Origin of the sequence: Salimicrobium flavidum, from assembly GCF_900156645.1 — a bacterium.
Lineage (GTDB): Bacteria > Bacillota > Bacilli > Bacillales > Halobacillaceae > Salimicrobium > Salimicrobium flavidum.
On record NZ_FTOC01000003.1, the window covers coordinates 103,787 to 122,152 of the forward strand.

General features: G+C 47.1%; 16 protein-coding genes. 15 read left to right on the plus strand and 1 reads right to left on the minus strand.

Features of this window, described 5'->3' with window-relative positions:
• Positions 1-95 precede the first annotated feature (95 nt).
• The 12 genes from BW944_RS14980 to BW944_RS14985 all read left to right on the plus strand — a co-directional run bounded on the left by BW944_RS14980 (position 96) and on the right by BW944_RS14985 (position 10,973).
• Positions 96-263, plus strand: coding sequence for a hypothetical protein (locus BW944_RS14980; RefSeq protein WP_159438163.1), 168 nt, complete (start codon positions 96-98; stop codon positions 261-263).
• A 166-nt stretch (positions 264-429) separates the two neighbouring features.
• Positions 430-795: a gas vesicle accessory protein GvpU gene (gvpU, locus tag BW944_RS05565; RefSeq protein WP_076557575.1), complete on the plus strand. Its 366-nt coding sequence runs from the start codon at positions 430-432 to the stop codon at positions 793-795.
• Between the two features lie 138 nt (positions 796-933).
• On the plus strand, positions 934-1,776 hold the full coding sequence (locus BW944_RS05570; protein WP_076557577.1) for a Cof-type HAD-IIB family hydrolase: 843 nt from the start codon (positions 934-936) through the stop codon (positions 1,774-1,776).
• A 33-nt stretch (positions 1,777-1,809) separates the two neighbouring features.
• Positions 1,810-2,823: a Gfo/Idh/MocA family protein gene (locus BW944_RS05575; protein ID WP_327290843.1), complete on the plus strand. Its 1,014-nt coding sequence runs from the start codon at positions 1,810-1,812 to the stop codon at positions 2,821-2,823.
• Positions 2,824-3,222: 399 nt separating this feature from the next.
• On the plus strand, positions 3,223-4,212 hold the full coding sequence (locus tag BW944_RS05580) for a LacI family DNA-binding transcriptional regulator (RefSeq protein WP_076557579.1): 990 nt from the start codon (positions 3,223-3,225) through the stop codon (positions 4,210-4,212).
• A 113-nt stretch (positions 4,213-4,325) separates the two neighbouring features.
• Entirely contained in the window at positions 4,326-5,723 is a 1,398-nt protein-coding gene (locus BW944_RS05585) for a sucrose-specific PTS transporter subunit IIBC (protein WP_076557581.1), read from the plus strand.
• 76 nt (positions 5,724-5,799) lie between these two features.
• A complete protein-coding gene (locus tag BW944_RS05590; protein WP_076557583.1) occupies positions 5,800-7,203 on the plus strand; it encodes a sucrose-6-phosphate hydrolase in 1,404 nt (467 codons plus the stop codon).
• Positions 7,184-8,047 carry an ROK family protein gene (locus BW944_RS05595; RefSeq protein WP_076557585.1) on the plus strand — a complete coding sequence of 288 codons (864 nt, stop codon included), beginning with the start codon at positions 7,184-7,186 and terminating at the stop codon, positions 8,045-8,047. The genes BW944_RS05590 and BW944_RS05595 overlap by 20 nt, the downstream gene beginning before the upstream one ends.
• A gap of 58 nt (positions 8,048-8,105) precedes the next feature.
• Entirely contained in the window at positions 8,106-8,615 is a 510-nt protein-coding gene (locus BW944_RS05600; protein ID WP_076557587.1) for a macro domain-containing protein, read from the plus strand.
• Positions 8,616-8,720: 105 nt separating this feature from the next.
• Positions 8,721-8,993 (plus strand): YhdT family protein, encoded by a 273-nt coding sequence (locus BW944_RS05605; RefSeq protein WP_076557588.1) that lies wholly within the window; start codon positions 8,721-8,723, stop codon positions 8,991-8,993.
• The gene (panF, locus tag BW944_RS05610) at positions 8,990-10,444 is read left to right on the plus strand and encodes a sodium/pantothenate symporter (protein ID WP_076557590.1); all 1,455 of its coding nucleotides are present in this window, start codon (positions 8,990-8,992) and stop codon (positions 10,442-10,444) included. The genes BW944_RS05605 and panF overlap by 4 nt, the downstream gene beginning before the upstream one ends.
• A gap of 358 nt (positions 10,445-10,802) precedes the next feature.
• Complete coding sequence (locus tag BW944_RS14985; RefSeq protein ID WP_159438165.1) at positions 10,803-10,973, plus strand: hypothetical protein; 171 nt, start codon at positions 10,803-10,805, stop codon at positions 10,971-10,973.
• A gap of 145 nt (positions 10,974-11,118) precedes the next feature.
• Here the strand turns inward: BW944_RS14985 and BW944_RS05615 are convergent, their stop codons facing one another.
• On the minus strand, positions 11,119-11,823 hold the full coding sequence (locus tag BW944_RS05615; RefSeq protein WP_076557591.1) for a DsbA family oxidoreductase: 705 nt from the start codon (positions 11,821-11,823) through the stop codon (positions 11,119-11,121).
• Between the two features lie 125 nt (positions 11,824-11,948).
• Here BW944_RS05615 and BW944_RS05620 point away from each other — a divergent pair, with 125 nt between their 5' ends.
• From BW944_RS05620 to BW944_RS05630, 3 genes are all read left to right on the plus strand, one after another.
• Positions 11,949-12,620: a M15 family metallopeptidase gene (locus BW944_RS05620; protein ID WP_076557593.1), complete on the plus strand. Its 672-nt coding sequence runs from the start codon at positions 11,949-11,951 to the stop codon at positions 12,618-12,620.
• A gap of 127 nt (positions 12,621-12,747) precedes the next feature.
• Positions 12,748-15,975, plus strand: coding sequence for a chitobiase/beta-hexosaminidase C-terminal domain-containing protein (locus tag BW944_RS05625; RefSeq protein ID WP_076557594.1), 3,228 nt, complete (start codon positions 12,748-12,750; stop codon positions 15,973-15,975).
• A 139-nt stretch (positions 15,976-16,114) separates the two neighbouring features.
• Positions 16,115-18,247 (plus strand): 5'-nucleotidase C-terminal domain-containing protein, encoded by a 2,133-nt coding sequence (locus BW944_RS05630; RefSeq protein WP_084193644.1) that lies wholly within the window; start codon positions 16,115-16,117, stop codon positions 18,245-18,247.
• Positions 18,248-18,366: the final 119 nt, after the last annotated feature.

Consider the following 18,366-nt stretch of genomic DNA (forward strand, 5'->3'; position numbering starts at 1 on the left):
CGTTTGAAAATACTGTTATAAAACACGTGATAGCGTTTAACATTGTTCTGGAGTGGGTACTCAAAGTGTAATATGAATATTTTGGGGTGTGGCTTATGTTTGAAACTACGGGAAAAGTGTTTCGCCTGGCACGCAAGGTCATTCCGGACGTCGGTAAAGTAATGAAGAAATCGGATAGCCCCGCAGAAGCGGTGGGAGAGGCGAAACAGGACGCCAAAGAAGGTACACAGGAGGCAGCGAAAGAACAGTTCAAACAATCATAAGGAAGATAAAGAAGAAGAACGCTCCGATGATAAGAAAAATCAATCTTCTTCATCAAAAAAACGTAATACTGTACAGAAAAGTACAGGAAGCAAGAAAAAGACAGTAAATCAGGAAAGTGCGGTCCATCCGAGTTCTGAGGACGAGTCCAAATAGGAGGGAACACACATGGATGACATTTTGGAAACGTACGTGAAGACTGCGAACCATCATGATTTTTCTATCGATCTGACTTTACAGATGAAAGGGGCGCTTGTGACTGGTACCCTGACATCTGCTTACGACTATCTATCCTCTACCTCCCACCTTTTTGAAAACGGAGACGATGTGTCTCAAGAAATAAGCGAAAAATTCGAAGAAGCTGCGGAAGGAACGAAGAATCAGGAGCACGACCATTATTCTTTCATCCATCTGAAAGATGCGAAAATTTATGTAGCCGATAGTGCCACTCCTGAAGAAGGGGGCGTATATTGGCGTGGCAGGCTCGATCAAGTGGATGCTTATTTTCTAGGAAAAATTGAAGTCGAAGATTGAGAACAAACTGCCTTCTCCATAGGCAGTTTGTTTACGTTCTTGTTTTTTACATCTGCCTTTAGAAGCGTTCTGCACGGTATGAAAAGCCGGATGGACGTAGTAGAATATGTTAGAATAGGATGAAGGGAGGGGTGCAAAATGAAGGCGATCGCACTTGATATGGATGGCACGGTATTGAATGATGACCACATCATTTCCTACGAACTGATCGACTATATCCAGTATTTACAGAAAAAGAACTACTACGTTTTTCTTGCTACAGGACGAACGATTTCGGATATAGAAGGGGTGCTCCCTGCAGAACTTACGCCTGACGGTATCGCAGCGGCGAATGGCATGACGGCTGTCGCCCGGGAGGAAGTGTTGGCTGATGAGGTCGTGGATGAGAAGCTGATTCACAGTATCATCGAAGAAAATCGTAAGCACCGCTTATATTATGAAATACATACAAAAGATGGACAACGCCTTGTATTCAAGGAAGACGAAGTGTTTTTGATGGAAGAACTCGAAGACCCGAAACCCGAAACCGTGAAGGATCACGAATGGAATTCAAGGCAGAAAGTCTGGCAGGAAGATTTGACGATTGTAGACGGGATCGACTTGAGCCAGGTACTGAAGATTTATTATTTCACAAAGGATCAGGAGAAATTGGAAAACTGGAAAGTAGCTCTAGGCGGGAAGAACGAACCGTTTGTGACTTCCTCTTCGTCTGAGCACAATGTAGAAGTGATGAAAGAAGGAGTGAGTAAAGCCTCCGCTCTTGAACTTCTGCTTGACCATTACGGAGTGGCAGCTGATGATATGATGGCTATCGGAGACGGTGGGAATGATATACCTATGCTCGAACTTGCCGGACGTCCGGTGGTTATGCAAAACGCTCCGGAAGAGTTGAAGGACCAGTTTCCGGAGACGACGTCACATCCGAACACGGAAAATGGAGTATATAAGTTTTTGATAGAAATTTTCGGGGAGAAAGAGTAACAGACGGTGGACAGTAAAGAAAGGAGTCTATTTATGAGTATGGAGAAAATTCGCTGGGGAATAATTGGTACAGCGGGGATTGCTCAACAACAGCTGATTCCTACAATGATACGAGCGCGCAATGCAGAGGTGACCGCAATCGCAACAGGCAGTGATATAGATAATGCCAGGCAGCTTGCGGACTATTTCGAAGTCGAAAAAGCTTACGACAGTTATGAGAATTTGCTCGATGACCCGGATGTAGATGCTGTGTACATCCCGCTTCCGAACCATCTGCACAAGGAATGGACCATCAAAGCTGCAAGAAAAGGGAAACATATCCTTTGCGAAAAGCCTCTCGGGTTGACTCTCGAGGAAGCCAGCGAGATGAAAAAAGCAGCCGATGAAGAGAAGGTGTTGCTGATGGAAGCGTTCATGTATTATTTTCATCCTCAGCACGAACGAGTCAAAGAGATCGTCACTTCAGGGGAAATCGGAGAAGTACGGTACATGCGAGCCTCCCATTCCTTTTTGCTCCCGGAAGAAAAGCGGGAGACGAATATCCGGGCGGCTAAAGAAAAAGGCGGCGGCAGTATTTACGATCTCGGTTGTTATGCGATTCACGTAATCCGTAATGTTCTTGAAGATGAACCTGAGACGGTATTCGTGCATGGGACCGAAGATGAAAAACGGGGAATCGAATCGTCCTCCATCGGTTACTTCACCTTCACCGACGGCAAGAAAGCCGTTATGGAGAGCAGTTTTGATATGACGAATAGAAATGAATATGAAATCATAGGTACCGAAGGACGTGTTTTCGTACCTCGTGCCTTCCGCCCGGATGTACAGGGGGGAGAGGGGCTGGTCCACGTTACGGTTGGCGACACAGTACGAAGCGAAGCTATCCATGGCGATCAGTACCGATTTGAAGTGGAACATTTATCCGAGGCCATTTTGAATGGAGATGAAGGAGTGGTCCACACGTTGGAGAACACCCTTGACAACATGCGGGTTATTGATGCGTGTCACCGCTCCATCAAGGAAAACAGTGTCGTTCACTGCTCCTGATTAAGAGAGCCCTTCTGCTAAGGCTCTGTTATCGTTCCTAGTTGATTTTTTTCTACGGGCGGAAGCTTGCCACGGGCATGACGTAAACTTCCGGAATCTCCCTGGGGTCGATTCCGGTGATTTTCCGTTCATGCTATTCCCGCAGGCGTCCCCACCCTTCGTTCTAAAATCAAAACCCGGCTTTAACAGAGACGTTCATGCAAAGATATTTGCACCATGATACATGAAAATTTCCGGGCTCTGTTATGATTCGAGTTTAATAGCGTGGATATAGAAAAAGGCGGCGACTCCGACGGGAATAGCATTGCCCCTGGATAAGCGTCCGCCTGAATATTTATTTTCAGGAGATCCCTTCTGCAAAAAGGAAGGGTTCTATTTTGAAATGTGGGAGAGAGTACGATGACGACTATAAATGATATCGCTCAAATGGCAGGAGTATCCCGGACGACTGTGTCGAGATTTTTGAACAGTAATGGATACGTAAGCCAGGAAGCGAGGGAACGTATTGAACAGATCATTAGTGAAACAGGATATATGCCAAGCCAGTCGGCTAAGTCCCTTCGTACGAAGAAGACGGGGGTCATCGGCATCATTCTTCCGAAAATCAGTACAGAAACATCCAGTCGTGTCGTTTCGGGAATCAATAAGGTGATGAAAAAGAAAGGGATGCAGATCCTTTTGACCGATACGGAATTGGACCCGGATAAAGAGATCGAATATTTGAGGTTACTTAAGAGTAGACAGGCCGACGGAATCATTCTGCTGGCGACGAATATCGGGGAACGTCTTCAGAAAGAAATAGAGGCGCTGCCTATCCCTGTTGTAGCACTTGGTCAGGAGGTGCCGGGTATACCTTCACTGACGTATGCCGACTATGATGCCTCTTCGGATATGATGCAGTTGCTGGTAGGAAAGGATCATAAGAAAATCGGTTTTATCGGAGTGTCCAAAACGGACCCTGCGGTCGGTAGTATCAGACAAAAAGCATACATAGATGTAATGGAGAGACAGGGATTAGAAGTGAACGAAAGCTGGATGGCGGAAGGTGATTTCAGCATCGAGTCCGGATATGAAGCGATGAAACAGATCATCACCAGTAATCGTTCAGAAATCCCGAGTGCCGTCTTTTGTGTAACGGATCGTATGGCTACAGGAGCGATGGAATACCTGAAGGAGCAAGGGTTCCGCGTCCCTGAAGATATTGCGGTGGCTGGTATCGGCGATGCTGTCATGTCGAAATACATCACGCCGTCTCTGACGACGGTCGATTATTATAATGAGGAAGCTGGAGAAGCGATCGGTGAGATGTTGCTGGCGACGATGGAAGGAAAAAATTACAATAAAAAAATGATGCACAAGTATAGACTTATAAAAAGAGATAGTGTATAGTGACAATTATCAACGATGTGTAATCGATTACACATCTTCTTTTTTCAACTAAGATGAAAGCGTTATTTTTTATTTTTGTGTGGAATCGATCACACAAAATGGGGGGAATTAAAATGGCCAGCAATGAAGAGATTGCGAAACAGGTGGTTGAAGCTGTCGGTGGAGAAGAGAATATCCAGTCGATCGCCCACTGTGCGACACGTCTCAGAGTCATGGTGCACGATCATGAGAAAGTTGACGTAGAAGGAGTTGAAAACATAGAAAAGGTGAAGGGGGCCTTTTACAACTCCGGACAGTACCAAATCATCTTTGGCACAGGTACCGTCAATCGGATCTACGAAGAGATTACGAATCAAGGAGTTACCGGTAGTACGAAATCTGAAATGAAAGAAGAAACGAAACAGCAAGGTAATCGATTCCAGAGAGCGATCCGTACTTTCGGGGACGTTTTCGTTCCGATCATCCCCGTTCTGGTTGCGACTGGTCTGTTTATGGGGGTCCGTGGTCTTTTCACACAGGAGCAGATTCTGGCTCTTTTCGGTATGGCACCGGAGGATGTATCCGAAAACTTCCTGTTATTCACACAAGTTCTTACGGATACGGCTTTCGTATTTTTACCGGCTCTGGTTGCCTGGTCCACGTTCCGGGTCTTCGGCGGCACGCCTGTACTCGGTCTTGTACTCGGATTGATGCTTGTGTCCCCGTCCTTACCTAACGCGTGGGAAGTGGCAGCAGGGACGGCAGAACCGCTTCAATTCTTAGGTTTCATTCCTGTGATCGGTTACCAGGGATCTGTGCTTCCTGCCTTCTTCGCTGGACTCGTCGGAGCTAAGGTAGAGAAATTTTTCCGGAAACGGGTGCCGGAAGCTCTTGATCTGATCGTTACACCTTTCCTTGTACTTCTGATTATGATTACGTTGTCCCTGTTTGCTCTAGGGCCTCTTCTTCACATTGTGGAAGGTTGGATTTTCGAGGGGACGAGAGCATTGCTTGAATTACCGTATGGACTCAGTGGTCTTATTATCGGCTTTTTCAACCAGATTATCGTTATTACCGGGGTGCATCATATCTTCAACTTTCTTGAAATTCAGCTGTTGGAGAATCTCGGGTATAACCCGTTCAACCCGATCGTCACTTCGGCTATCGCCGCTCAGGGTGGCGCCGCGCTTGCTGTCGGAGTGAAAACAAGCAAAAACAAAATGAAAGCTCTGGCATATCCGTCCAGTCTTTCCGCTTTTCTCGGAATCACAGAACCGGCTATTTTCGGTGTCAATCTCCGCTACGGGAAACCGTTCATCATGGGGCTTATAGGAGGCGGAGCCGGCGGGTTCCTGGCTGCTCTCGTTAATCTGAAAGCTACAGGAATGGCTATCACTGTACTGCCGGGAACGCTCTTGTATCTGAATGAACAGATACTGTGGTACGTCCTCGTAAACCTTGTAGGGATCGGTGTGGCTTTCGGACTGACTTACATGTTCGGATTTGATGAAAAAATGGATGAGGGTATGTAACAGAAGGAGCCGGTCGCCCCGGCTTCTTTTTCTGAAATGATAATAAGAAAGTATTCCGACTTACAAGGAGGCCATTATGAGCGAATTGTCATTGAAGCGAAAAGCTATGCAAAAGGTGGAGTCACTGGGTGATACTGTAAAAAAAGACCCATACTATCCTTCGTATCATATAGCTCCACCGGTAGGATTGTTGAACGATCCGAATGGATTTATCCAGTGGCGAGGTAGTTATCACCTTTTTTATCAGTGGATGCCTTTTCGGACCGGCCACGGTGCTAAATTCTGGGCACAGTTGACGTCACAAAATCTGATAGACTGGAATTTTGAAGGTCCCGCGCTTGCTCCGGATCAGTGGTATGATCGAACGGGATGTTATTCAGGGAGTGCTGTAGAGAAGGACGGAGAACTTATACTTTTTTATACGGGGAACGTGAAAAACGACAAGGGAGAACGGGAGACTTATCAGTGTAAGGTTAGATCTCAGGATGGTGTTCACTTTGAGAAATGTGGGGTCCAGATTGAACTTCCGGAAGGATTCACAGCTCATTTCCGTGACCCGAAAGTTTGGAAGATGGATAATAGATGGTACATGGTAATCGGTGCGCAGACCAATGAGAATGAAGGGTGTATCGTCCTTTACGAGTCCATGGATTTGGAAACGTGGATATTCAAACGGATTGTCGCATCAGGTATGGGGTATATGTGGGAATGTCCGGATTTTTTCCGGCTTGAGGAAGATGTGCTGCTTTTTTCCCCGCAAGGCGTCGAAGAAAATGAGATAGATTATCGTAACATGTATCAATCCGGATATATCATTGGAGATTTTGACGAAGGATTTCCGGTGGAACGTTTCCGGGAGCTTGACCGCGGATTTGAATTTTACGCTCCTCAGACGATGATGGATGAGAAAGGACGGAGACTCCTGATCGGTTGGATGGGGATGCCTGATGGTGGGGAGGAATATTTTCCTACGCACGACTATCACTGGATTCATCAGCTGACCCTGCCACGGGAGCTTGAACAACGAGGGGATATCATCGTACAGAAACCGCCGGAAGAATTGTTGGAACTCCGCCGACGAAAAATCATCGAAGAAAAGGGTGGCTCATGGGAAGGTGACCTTTCGAGGAATGTCGAAATTGTAATCAGTGATATATCTGAAGCTTTAAATATGAATGTGTATGATTACTTTTTTATTGCATGTGAGAAAGATAAAGTTGTAGTAAGAAGGCCTTCCATTGAAGGGGCCGGGATGGAATGGAGAGCGGCTGAACTCGATTCCCCTCTTGAAGAGATACGGATGTTCATCGACCGATCCTCTCTTGAGATTTTCATAAATGGAGGAGAGACGGTATTTTCTTCGCGTATGTTTCTTGACCCGAGCGCCACTGATTGCCGGATAGAAGGGGAAGCTTCGGTAACGGTGTGGGAACTCCGCAAACAGAAAGGAGAGGAAAAGTATGAAGTTAGGAGCGATTGAAGCTGGTGGGACGAAATTTGTGTTGGCTGTCGGTAATGATCAGGGAGAACTGCTGGAAAAGGAAGTGATTCCAACCGACCCTCCAGAAGTGACAATGCCGAAAGTGATCGCTTTCTTTGAAGGGAAAGGTATAGAAAGACTGGGTGTCGGGAGTTTCGGTCCGATTGACATAAACAAAGAAAGTGCTACCTACGGAAGCCTGCAAAAAACTCCGAAAACGGATTGGGTGGATTATCCATTAGGAAAAGAACTCCAGGATAAGTTGGGAGTACCTGTCGTCCTTGATACGGATGTGAATGTCGCAGCTATGTCCGAAGCGAAATGGGGAAATGCCTCGGATGTCGATTCGTGCCTTTATATTACGGTAGGTACGGGAATCGGTGCAGGTGCCTACATGGGCGGACAAACGCTGAAAGGTCTGTCTCATCCCGAAATGGGTCATATCCTCGTTCGTCGTCATGAAAAGGATGACTACGAAGGAGGGTGCCCTTATCACGGAGACTGTCTGGAGGGGATGGCAGCTGGTCCTCACATCGAGAAAAGGTGGGGGAAAGCTGCGTCAGAGCTACAGGAACTTGAGGAAGTCTGGGAAATCGAAGCCTATTATTTGGCGCAGGCACTCGTCAATTATATTTATATCGTTTCTCCTGAGAGGATTGTCATGGGGGGCGGCGTGATGAAACAGAAGCAGTTGTTTCCTCTTATCAGAAAAAAAGTGCTTGAACTGCTGAACGGCTACGTGAGTTCTCCATCTTTGACTGAAGAAACGATTGATGACTACATCGTTCCCCCGGGGTTGACCGATGAAGCCGGAGTGAAAGGTGCCTTGTATTTGGCTATGTAATTCTCGATGTGAGAAGATTTCTGTAAAGGTGAATTCACTTTGACGGGAGGAGTTTTCCATGAGAATCGAATTTGTTCAGGGAGATATTTCAAATCAGCCGGAAATCGAAGCGGTCGTAAATGCTGCCAACAAAGAACTACGTACAGGGGGAGGGGTAGCAGGAGCTATCCACCGGAAAGCAGGGTCGGACCTTGAAGAGGCAGGAAGGCCATATGCTCCGCTGAAACCTGGAGAAGCAGTGGTAACGGAAGGCTTCGGGTTGCCTAATAAATATGTCATCCATACGCTTGGGCCTGTTTACGGCGTGGACGAACCTTCCGAAGAACTTCTTGGCAGCTGTTACCGGGAATCATTGAAACGGGCGGAAGAAAACGATATGAAAAGTGTCGCTTTCCCTCTTATCTCGACCGGTGCCTTCGGCTATCCACTTGAAGCGGGGATTAGGGTAGCTTTGGAGACAGTTGAGAATTATTCCTCTTTATCTGAGAGGTTGGAATTAGTCCGGTTTGTTATCTTTTCCGACGAGGAATTTGAAGTGTTCCGGCGCATATATGAAAGCCGCTCGTAATGAGCGGTTTTTTATATATGCATATCTGTGAACCTAGATTCACTTCTCATTAAGAGAAAAATGATGCATAATGGGATTGTTATAAAAAAATAGGGAGGGGTAGTAGTGGAAAAGTATGATGAAAGATTCAAAGTGGCCAACCGCGAAGCGCTGATCGGCGTAGGACTTGCGCTCATCAACTTTTTGTGGTGGTTCGGCTTTGCCTATGGGCTCGGAAGCAAACCCCCGGAAGAGTACAATTACATATTCGGACTCCCGGCCTGGTTTTTCATAAGTTGTGTCGGAGGATTCATACTCATGTCTGTACTGGTCATCTTTGTAGTGAAGGTTTTCTTTACCGACGTATCTCTTGAAGTGAAGGATGAGGATAACGAATGAATTGGGCGGTAGTAGTTCCACTATTGTTATTTATCGTACTTATTTTCTTTATCGGTTTCTGGGCGAACCGGTCGATCCGTCTCTCTAAAAAGGATTTCATGGAGGAGTATTTTTTAGGAGGACGGCAACTCGGCGGTTTCATTCTTGCCATGACGATGATGGCTACATATGGAAGTGCCAGCAGTTTCATAGGCGGGCCGGGAGTGGCCTATACCGAAGGACTCGGCTGGGTGTTGCTTGCGATGACGCAAGTGGTGACCGGTTATTTCGTGCTGATGGTGCTCGGGAAGAAATTCGCGATCAAGGCCCGAGAATACAAAGCTGTGACCCTGACCGATTATTTGAGATCAAGGTATGAAAGTCATACCGTAGCTTTGATTGCGGCTATCAGCATCATCATTTTCCTGTTTTCCGCTATGGCGGCACAGTGGGTCGGAGGAGCCAGGCTTATTGAAACGGTGACCGGTATTCCTTATACATCGGCACTTTTCATATTCGCCGTCTCCGTTTTAGTTTATGTAGTCATCGGAGGGTTCCGTGCGGTAGCATTGACGGATGCGGTTCAGGGGAGTGTGATGTTCCTCGGTACCCTCGTCCTTCTGATCGCCACCATCATCGCGGGAGGTGGTATCGACACGATCATGCAGGATCTGACTGCGGAGAATCCGAACCTCATTACTCCGTTCGGAGCGGAATTGACGCTCACCCCTGCTTTTGTGTCCTCCTTCTGGATCCTCGTCGGTGTTGCTGTCGTAGGTCTGCCTCAGGTGACGCTCAGGGCTATGTCCTATAAAAGTTCCAAATCGATGCACCGGGCGATCATCATCGGCACAGTCGTCGTCGGTTTCGTCATGCTTAATATGCATCTGATCGGTGTATTCGCCCGTCCGATCCTTCCTGGAATCGAAGTTGGGGACAGAGTAATGCCGCTGATTGCGCTGGAAGTATTGCCGGCCTGGGTGGCGGGACTGGTGCTTGCTGCTCCGATGGCTGCGATCATGTCGACGGTCGATTCGCTTTTGCTACTGGTAAGTTCCGCATTTGTGAAAGATATCTACATCACTTATCTGAAGCCGGACGCCGATGAACGTCGTGTGAAAATGATGAGTTTCGGTGTGACCGGAGTACTCGGTGTTCTTGTATTTCTGATGGCCCTGCAACCGCCGGACCTTCTCATCTGGCTGAATCTGTTCGCCTTCGGCGGGCTCGAAGCTACGTTTATCTGGCCGGTTGTACTCGGATTGTATTGGCAGAAAGGGAACAAATATGGAGCGATCGCGTCCATGGTGACCGGAATCGTCTCCTATATCGTCATCGATCAGTTCTTATCCCAGCCACTTGGGGTGCATAGTGTTGTGCTTCCTGTCGTTTTTTCGTTTATTGTATATGTCGTCGTCAGTTTTGGAACTACACAGGAGTATGCTACCCCTGTGGTGGAACAATCGAGGTAAGGAAAATCCCGGGACGAAACGGATTGCACAGATTCAAAACCTGAACGTACAAATCGATCAGCATCACTGAAGAAAAAAACACGTCCACTCCTGAGGCCATGTCGCCAGAGAGTGACGTGTTTTTAATTATCCTTTCCAGATTAGAATCTATCTTCTTTTCCCTTACTCTTCGTAAATACATTTTCTTTTGAAAACCTTCGTTTCTATAATTTCAATCATCTTTCTTCGATAATAAATGAAGTTTCTCCCTCATGCTTTCTATTTTTTTGAATCCTGAGAGAAGGTTCCTCGTAATTATCGGGTTTTGCTATGGGAAAAGGGAACAGGGTAATATACATAGTGAAAGGAGGGGGAGTGCTTGTTCATCGAGCAGGAACAGTGGTATACACTTACAAGGCCATGTCATCACTGTAATACAGAAGAACTCGAAGATTACATGTTTTATGTACAGGATGGGGTGCACGATGGTACGATCCTTTGCAAGGATTGCTACCGCTTTTACTTAGAAATAGTTGAGGAAAAAGAATGACTCAGTGCCAGGGGAAAGCGCATATGGACACTGTAGTAAGAGGGAAGAACAGGCGAGTGTCTTGGGGGAGACGCTCGCCTTTTCTGTATGGTTCTGTTTAAACCGGTTGTTGATTTGTAAACGGTGGATGGATAGCCAAGGACAATCAATCACAGCCGTCTTCCGTACAGGTGTTTCCTTTATCAGAATTCAGGCTTGTGAAGGCGTAATCGTCTTTCTCTTCATCCCAAACCTGCTGAAGAGCATCTTCGAAAGTGTCTTTCGGCTGAGCGCCGGAAATAGCGTATTTGCGGTTGATTACAAAGAAAGGTACTCCCTGGACTCCGAGTTGATAAGCTTCTCTCTCTTCGTCACGCACCTCTTCTCCGTACTCTTCTCCACTTAATATACGTTCCACTGCTTCCGGGGCGAGTCCTGATTCTACAGCAAGATGATAGACTGTCTCCGAGTCTCCGATATTTTTACCTTCTGTAAGTGCCGCTTTCAGAAATCTTTCGGTAACTTTCTGGTTTTTTCCTTGATATTCTGCATACTTGGAAACGCGGTGGGCGTCGAATGTATTTGCCGGGATCATCCGGTCAAAGCGAAACTCCAGCCCCGCTTCTTTCGCTTCCCCTTCCATATGAGCGGTCATTTCTTTCGCCTGCTCCAGGGTGCGATTATATTTCTTAGCTAATTTTTCATGCATACGCGGCTCTGTCTCCGTCCTGGCATCAGGGTCGAGTTCAAAGCTTTTATAGTGCAATTCCACTTCGGCATCGGCAGGGAGAGCCTGGATCGCATCCTCTAACCGACGCTTTCCTATATAACAGAATGGGCATACAAAATCGGACCAAATTTCAATTTTCATGATATTCACCTCAACTAAATACGTTTCATAATTTCATTTTAGGGCCCATTCCAAGAAAAATCCATTAATCTGATTACACCATAATGAATCTTATTTCGATTATAAGTACAAAGGGGGATTGGATTATGCCGATATCAAAAGAAGAACTGTTGAAACGTAGCACAAAAAATATGGGGCGGGTACACCCGCTCATCGCAATTTGGGGAAGAACGGTCATTGATACTGTTTACGAAGAAGGGATTTTCGCACAAATCACCGAAGGGAAGCGTTCTTATCGACGCCAGGCATCTTTGTATGGACAGGGGAGGCCTGGATATGAATGGAGAGGGAAGAAGTACGGAAGTCACGGAAAAATAGTGACAAATGCTAAGCCCGGACAAAGCATTCATAATTATGGGTTCGCTCTGGATTTTTGTCTCGTCGATGAAAGCGGACAACAGGCGGTCTGGATAGTGAACGAAGACTGGCGCAGGGTTGCATCTGTTGCTAAAGTCCTAGGCTTTACGTGGGGCGGAAATTGGACAACCTTCCAGGATTACCCTCATTTGGAGTGGACTCATGGAATGTCCTGGAAGGAACTCGCAAATGGGGCAAGTCCGTTCGATTACCCTGGTTTTCTTCTAAGGAGGGGGAGTCGCGGGAAGCGTGTAAAGCAGGCACAAATCGTAATGAAAGTAAAGGTGGACGGAATATTCGGTCCGAAAACTGAAAGAGCCGTTTGTCATTTCCAAAAGCTTCGTTCTCTTCAAATAGATGGGATAATAGGACCTTATACTTGGAATAAATTTTATATTTAACCAGTAAATGAAGTTGTACGCACCATTAGGACTAATTTACAAAATGTTACGAAAATATGTACACAGGATTAAAGAATTCCTTTTATAATGAGAATGCGTTTACATTATTAAGAAGGAGGCTACGCATTTGAATTATGTCAAAAGGTTAGCGCTCGGAATCGGTACAGCAGCTATGGTGCTGGCACCACACACGAATGTGGACAGTGTAAGTGCAGCAGAAACATCGGATTTATTATTTTCTGAATACGTAGAAGGGAGCAGCTACAACAAAGCGCTCGAAATTTATAACGGAACCGGGGAACCGGTGGACCTCTCGGGGTATACGGTGGAACTTTACTCGAATGGAAGCGCGACAGCTTCCCGGGATTTGACTCTCGAAGGGACGCTTGAAAGCGGGGAAGTACATGTTATTGCGCATACCAGTGCGGATGAAGAAGTATTAGCGAAAGCGGATACCGAGAACGGTTCGGTAACGAACTTCAATGGAAACGATCCTGTCGTTCTTCGAAAAGGAGATAGCGTCGTCGACTCCATCGGACAGACTGGAGCAGATGTGCAATTCGGTCAGGACGTAACCCTCGTCCGTGATGAAGGAGTCACCACAGGAGATACGACCATAGACGATACGTTTACAGCTTCTGAGGAATGGAATGCTTATAGCAGAGATACATTTGAACATCTGGGCAGCTATGAAGTAGAGGAAGAGGAAGCAGTTGAAACGGTTAGTATTCAAGAGGCTAGAAATGGAGCGGAAGGAGACATTGTCCGGGTTGAAGGAACGGTGACTGCTTCATTTGAGACGGGCGGACAGACGAATCTTTATATCCAGGACGACACGGCAGGTGTGATTCTTCGTGGTCCTTCGCTTGATGTGGAACTCGGCACAAGTGTCGAAGCACAAGGGACACTAGCCGATTATTTCGGAATGGCCCAAATCGAAACGACGACCTCCTCTCTTGAAGAGACAGGGACCCCAGGAATGCCTGAGGCCGAAACGGTGACGAGTTCCGGAATGAACGAAGACGTTGAAGGAGAACTTGTTCAGGCGGAGAATGTCACCGTGGAAAGCGTGAACGATTTCGGTGACTATACGTTGCAGGACGAAGAAGGCACACTTTATTCCACGCCGAAACAAGATGGGCTGCTCAATGTAGGGGATACATACGAACAGCTGACCGGGGTGGTGAATTACAGCTATGACGAGTACAGACTAGTTCCGAGAAATGAGCGGGATGTCGTTGCAGAGGTGTTTGCTGTAAATGCTTCTCATGAATCAGGCGACATCGTCCAGAATACGGACGTGGAACTGTACACCGCACAGGAAAATGCGGAGATCTATTACACTACAGATGGTTCAGAGGCGACGAAAGACAGTGAGCTTTACACGGAGCCTATCACGATAAGTGAGGATACGACAGTGAGGGCGGTAGTAGTGAAAGAAGACGGCACCGTCAGTGAAGAAGCGACGTATACGTATAGCGTGCTCCCTGCCGTTGATAATGTGGATATCCATGATCTTCAGGGTGCAGGGCATACTTCGCCGTACGAGGGAGAAGCGGTGAAAGATGTGTCCGGTGTCGTTACGAAACTGGACGGGTCGAGCGGCTTTTACATGCAGTCCGTAAATCCTGATGATGACATTAAAACTTCTGAAGGAATTTATGTCTACCGCTCCGGCCATAATGTGGAAGTCGGGGATGAATTGACGGTGGACGGAGAAGTAACCGAGTGGAGAGAAGAAGGGTATGATGATGCGAATGACCTTCTGACAACCCAGATCACCGCGAGCGAAGTGACTACCGTGGCTTCGGGTGTGGATCTTCCGGAAACGACAGTCATCGGGGAAGACCGGGTGCAACCGACAGAGAATGTGGAGGATGACGGCATGACCTCCTTCGATCCGGAAACCGACGGCCTTGATTTCTACGAAAGTCTCGAAGGTATGCTCGTGGAACTGCCGAATGCGACAGTGACAGGACCGGTGAAATATGAAGAGCTCCCTGTATTTGTCGAAGCGAGTGAAGACCAGGCGTTCACCGATGTCGGCGGTCTACGCCTTACGGAGAATGATTTGAACCCGGAACGTATGTTCATCGATGTCGACGGGGAGAATATCAGTGCTAAGGTCGGAGATTACTTCGATGAGCCGATCACTGGTGTCGTAAACTATGATTACAGCAACTACAAAATCCGTCCGACCGGTGATCTTCCGGAGGTGAACGATGGTGGAGCCGAAGAGGAATTCGGTACACTTGAAGGTTCTGAGACGGAGTTGTCCGTAGCTACGTACAACATGGAGAATTTCTCTCCGGAAACCAGTCCTGAAAAAACAGCGCGAATCGCTGAACAGATGGTGGAGAATATGAATGCTCCAGATATCGTTGGCCTTGTCGAGGTGCAGGATAACAGTGGTAACGAAGATGACGGCACAGTCGATGGCAGTGAAAGTTATGAAACATTGATTGCCGCTATTGAAGAAGCAGGTGGTCCGACCTATGAATATGCGGAAGTTGCTCCTGAAGACGGTCAGGACGGGGGGATTCCGGGCGGAAACATCCGTGTCGGAGTCATCTATAATCCGGAACGGGTATCGATGACCGATAAGCCGACCGGAGAGGCAACGACAGCAGTTGAAGTGACGGAAGACGGCCTATCTCATAACCCGGCACGTATTGCGCCTCAGAACGAAGCGTGGGACGAATCCCGTAAACCGCTTGCGGCAGAATTCGAATTCAATGGGGAGAAAGTGATTGTCGTAACGAACCATTTCAACTCCAAAGGTGGAGACGGTGCACCATTCGGCTCCGAACATCCTTATGAACTCGGAAGTGAAGAGCAGCGGATGCAGCAGGCTGCTTCGATCAGAGAGTTCACAGAAAAAGTGGAGACGGAAATGGAAAACGCAAATGTTGTTGTAATGGGAGATTTGAATGATTTCGTCTTCTCCAATCCTCTCGAGGAGCTTGAAGGGGACGTACTGAACAACCTGATCAAAGACGTGGACGCTGAAGATCGCTATACGTACAACTATCAGGGGAACGCACAGGTGCTGGATCATATTCTGGCAACCGATGCACTTTATGAGAATTCACAAATCGAAACGATCAACGTGAACTCTAATTTCGGAACGGAAGATGGAAGGGCAAGTGACCATGATCCTGTACTGGCTCTCTTTAATTTTGAAGCGGAAGAGGAAAACGAAAATCAGCATCCAGGGAAAGGGAAAGGTCATGACAAGTGGAATGATCATCCTGTCCATGATGAACACCCTGGCAAAGGAAAGAAGAAAAAGGAGGACAAGTGGGACAATCATCCCGTTCATGATGAGCATCCCGGAAAAGGTCCGAAAAGATAAAGGAAATTTTACCTGCCCTTCTTTGTTAAGGGTAGGTAAAATTTCATAAATATCTTATAGTATTCGTTTATTTTTCAGAATCTTTCATGTAAAATGAAAAATGGTAAGGCTTTCATACTTTTGTAAAGGGGAGATTGTAGTGAGTAAAAACAAAAAGGTTTGGTCGACGACGGCTCTTGCAGCCACAGCAGCAGTAGCAGTTTCGGCTCCCGCTGTATCAGCGGATTCACATCAGTTCGAAGATGTGGGCGACAGGTATACAGAAGCGGTCGATTTCCTGGTTGAACAGGGTGCGACACAGGGGTACACAGAAACGACCTTCGGTACATATAAGCCGATCAAACGTGTGGATGCTGCGGTGCAGCTGGCTAATGTATTGAATCTTGACATCGATGACGATGCGGATCATGGATTCACGGACGTCCCGGACCGTGCTCAGGGAGCGGTGGCTGCTCTGAAAGAGGCTGGGATTACTGAAGGTAAGACGGAAACTACTTTCGGTTCTCATGATCAGATCAGTCGTGGAGAACTCGCCATCTGGATCGCTGAAGGATTCAATCTCGAACCGGTGACAAACGCTGTGGACTTTGAAGATGTAAGTAACCGTTATTTCGAAGCTGTTCAGGCACTTGTCGATTACGGAATAACGAATGGTATATCCGAAACGGAATTCGGCGTGTGGGACGATGCTAAGCGTGGTGACTATGCTGTATTCCTCCACAGAGCTGCAGAAGTATCCGACGATGACTTCGAGCTTGAGCTGATGCATACGAATGACACTCATGGAAATATCGATAATATTGCCCAGACGAAAACGGCTGTCGATAATTTCCGTAGTCAAAACCCTGCCTCTCTTCTTCTCAGTGCTGGTGATGTGTTCTCAGGTACACTTTACTTCCAGGAATTCCTCGGGCAGGCGGACCTTGATTTCATGAACCAGCTCGGGTATGATGCAATGACTTTTGGTAACCATGAATTCGATTTAGGTTCCGGAGATAATGGTCATCAGGCGCTTCAGGAATTCGTTAATAATGCAGAGTTTCCTTTTGTTGCATCAAATGTGGACTTCTCTCAGGACGAACTTTTCGATGATATCGATAAGACGGACATCGTCACAGCAGATGCCAAAGATGGAGAGATCTACAGTGGTCTAACGATGAAAGTGAAAGGAGAGGAAGTCGGAGTATTCGGACTGACGACGGAAGAGACGGCCGATATCTCCAGTCCTGAGGACATTACGTTCTCCGATTACCTTGAAGAAGCGGAAGCGATGGTAAGTGAATTCGAAAGTCGCGGTGTCGACAAAGTGATTGCTCTTACTCACATCGGTTTCGATGACGCGGAGAGATATGACAACGACCTGACACTCGCTGAGGAAGTGGACGGCCTTGACATCATCGTCGGCGGACACACGCACTCTGAAATCACCGAACCTCGCGTAGTCGAAGGGGACGAGCCTACAGTCATCGTGCAAACCGGCGAGTATAACAATAATCTTGGTACACTCGAAGTCGAATTCGACCAGAACGGTGTCATCACTGATTATGAAGGGGAGCTTGTAGCCCTTGAAAATCTCCCGGCGGATGAAGATTTCGCGACCCAGCTGGAGCCTTACACAGAGCAAATCGAAGCGATCCAGCAGGAGGAAATCGGTGTAAGTACGGAGGTTGAACTGAACGGTGAGCGTGCAGACGTTCGTACCGGAGAAACGAATCTCGGTAACCTGATCACGGACGGTATGCTCTGGAAAGCTCAACAGATCAATCCGGAGACACAAATCGCCGTTTCCAACGGTGGAGGGATCCGTGCTTCCATCGATGAAGGCCCGATTACACTCGGTGAAATCCTGACGGTAATGCCGTTCGGTAACGCCCTCGGTATCATGAACATCCAGGGTAGTGAGTTCAAAGCAGCACTCGAACACAGTGTATCCACTGCACCTGAGCCGGGTGGACAGTTCCTCCACGTAGCCGGTATGAATTTCGAATATGACAGCAGCCAACCGGTCGGTGAACGTATAGTGAGTGCTGAGGTGCTTCAGGATGATGGATCCTATGCTCCACTTCAGGATGACGAAATGTACTATGTAGCCAGTAACCTGTTCACGATCCAGGGTGGAGATGATTACACCATGTTCGAAGAGGTCTATAATGACAACCGGGTAAGTGAGCCAGGTTTTATGGATTATGATGTATTCACGCAATACCTTCAAAGCCAGGGAGACACTGTTTCTCCGGAAGTAGAAGGACGTATTGTGGATGTAAACGAGTAAGTATGGTCAAGAGTGACTTCCGATTCAGTCGGGAGTCACTTTTTTTGTGAATTTACATTTATTTTATTGACATCTTTGTGAACATCTAGTTAAATGAAAGATAGAAAATTTAATGTTTT

Bases quoted from the DNA above. Each gene is read 5' to 3' on its own strand.
- BW944_RS14980 (WP_159438163.1), top strand. From the start codon at position 96: ATGTTTGAAACTACGGGAAAAGTGTTTCGCCTGGCACGCAAGGTCATT.
- gvpU (WP_076557575.1), top strand. From the start codon at position 430: ATGGATGACATTTTGGAAACGTACGTGAAGACTGCGAACCATCATGAT.
- BW944_RS05570 (WP_076557577.1), top strand. From the start codon at position 934: ATGAAGGCGATCGCACTTGATATGGATGGCACGGTATTGAATGATGAC.
- BW944_RS05575 (WP_327290843.1), top strand. From the start codon at position 1,810: ATGAGTATGGAGAAAATTCGCTGGGGAATAATTGGTACAGCGGGGATT.
- BW944_RS05580 (WP_076557579.1), top strand. From the start codon at position 3,223: ATGACGACTATAAATGATATCGCTCAAATGGCAGGAGTATCCCGGACG.
- BW944_RS05585 (WP_076557581.1), top strand. From the start codon at position 4,326: ATGGCCAGCAATGAAGAGATTGCGAAACAGGTGGTTGAAGCTGTCGGT.
- BW944_RS05590 (WP_076557583.1), top strand. From the start codon at position 5,800: ATGAGCGAATTGTCATTGAAGCGAAAAGCTATGCAAAAGGTGGAGTCA.
- BW944_RS05595 (WP_076557585.1), top strand. From the start codon at position 7,184: ATGAAGTTAGGAGCGATTGAAGCTGGTGGGACGAAATTTGTGTTGGCT.
- BW944_RS05600 (WP_076557587.1), top strand. From the start codon at position 8,106: ATGAGAATCGAATTTGTTCAGGGAGATATTTCAAATCAGCCGGAAATC.
- panF (WP_076557590.1), top strand. From the start codon at position 8,990: ATGAATTGGGCGGTAGTAGTTCCACTATTGTTATTTATCGTACTTATT.
- BW944_RS05615 (WP_076557591.1), bottom strand. From the start codon at position 11,823: ATGAAAATTGAAATTTGGTCCGATTTTGTATGCCCATTCTGTTATATA.
- BW944_RS05620 (WP_076557593.1), top strand. From the start codon at position 11,949: ATGCCGATATCAAAAGAAGAACTGTTGAAACGTAGCACAAAAAATATG.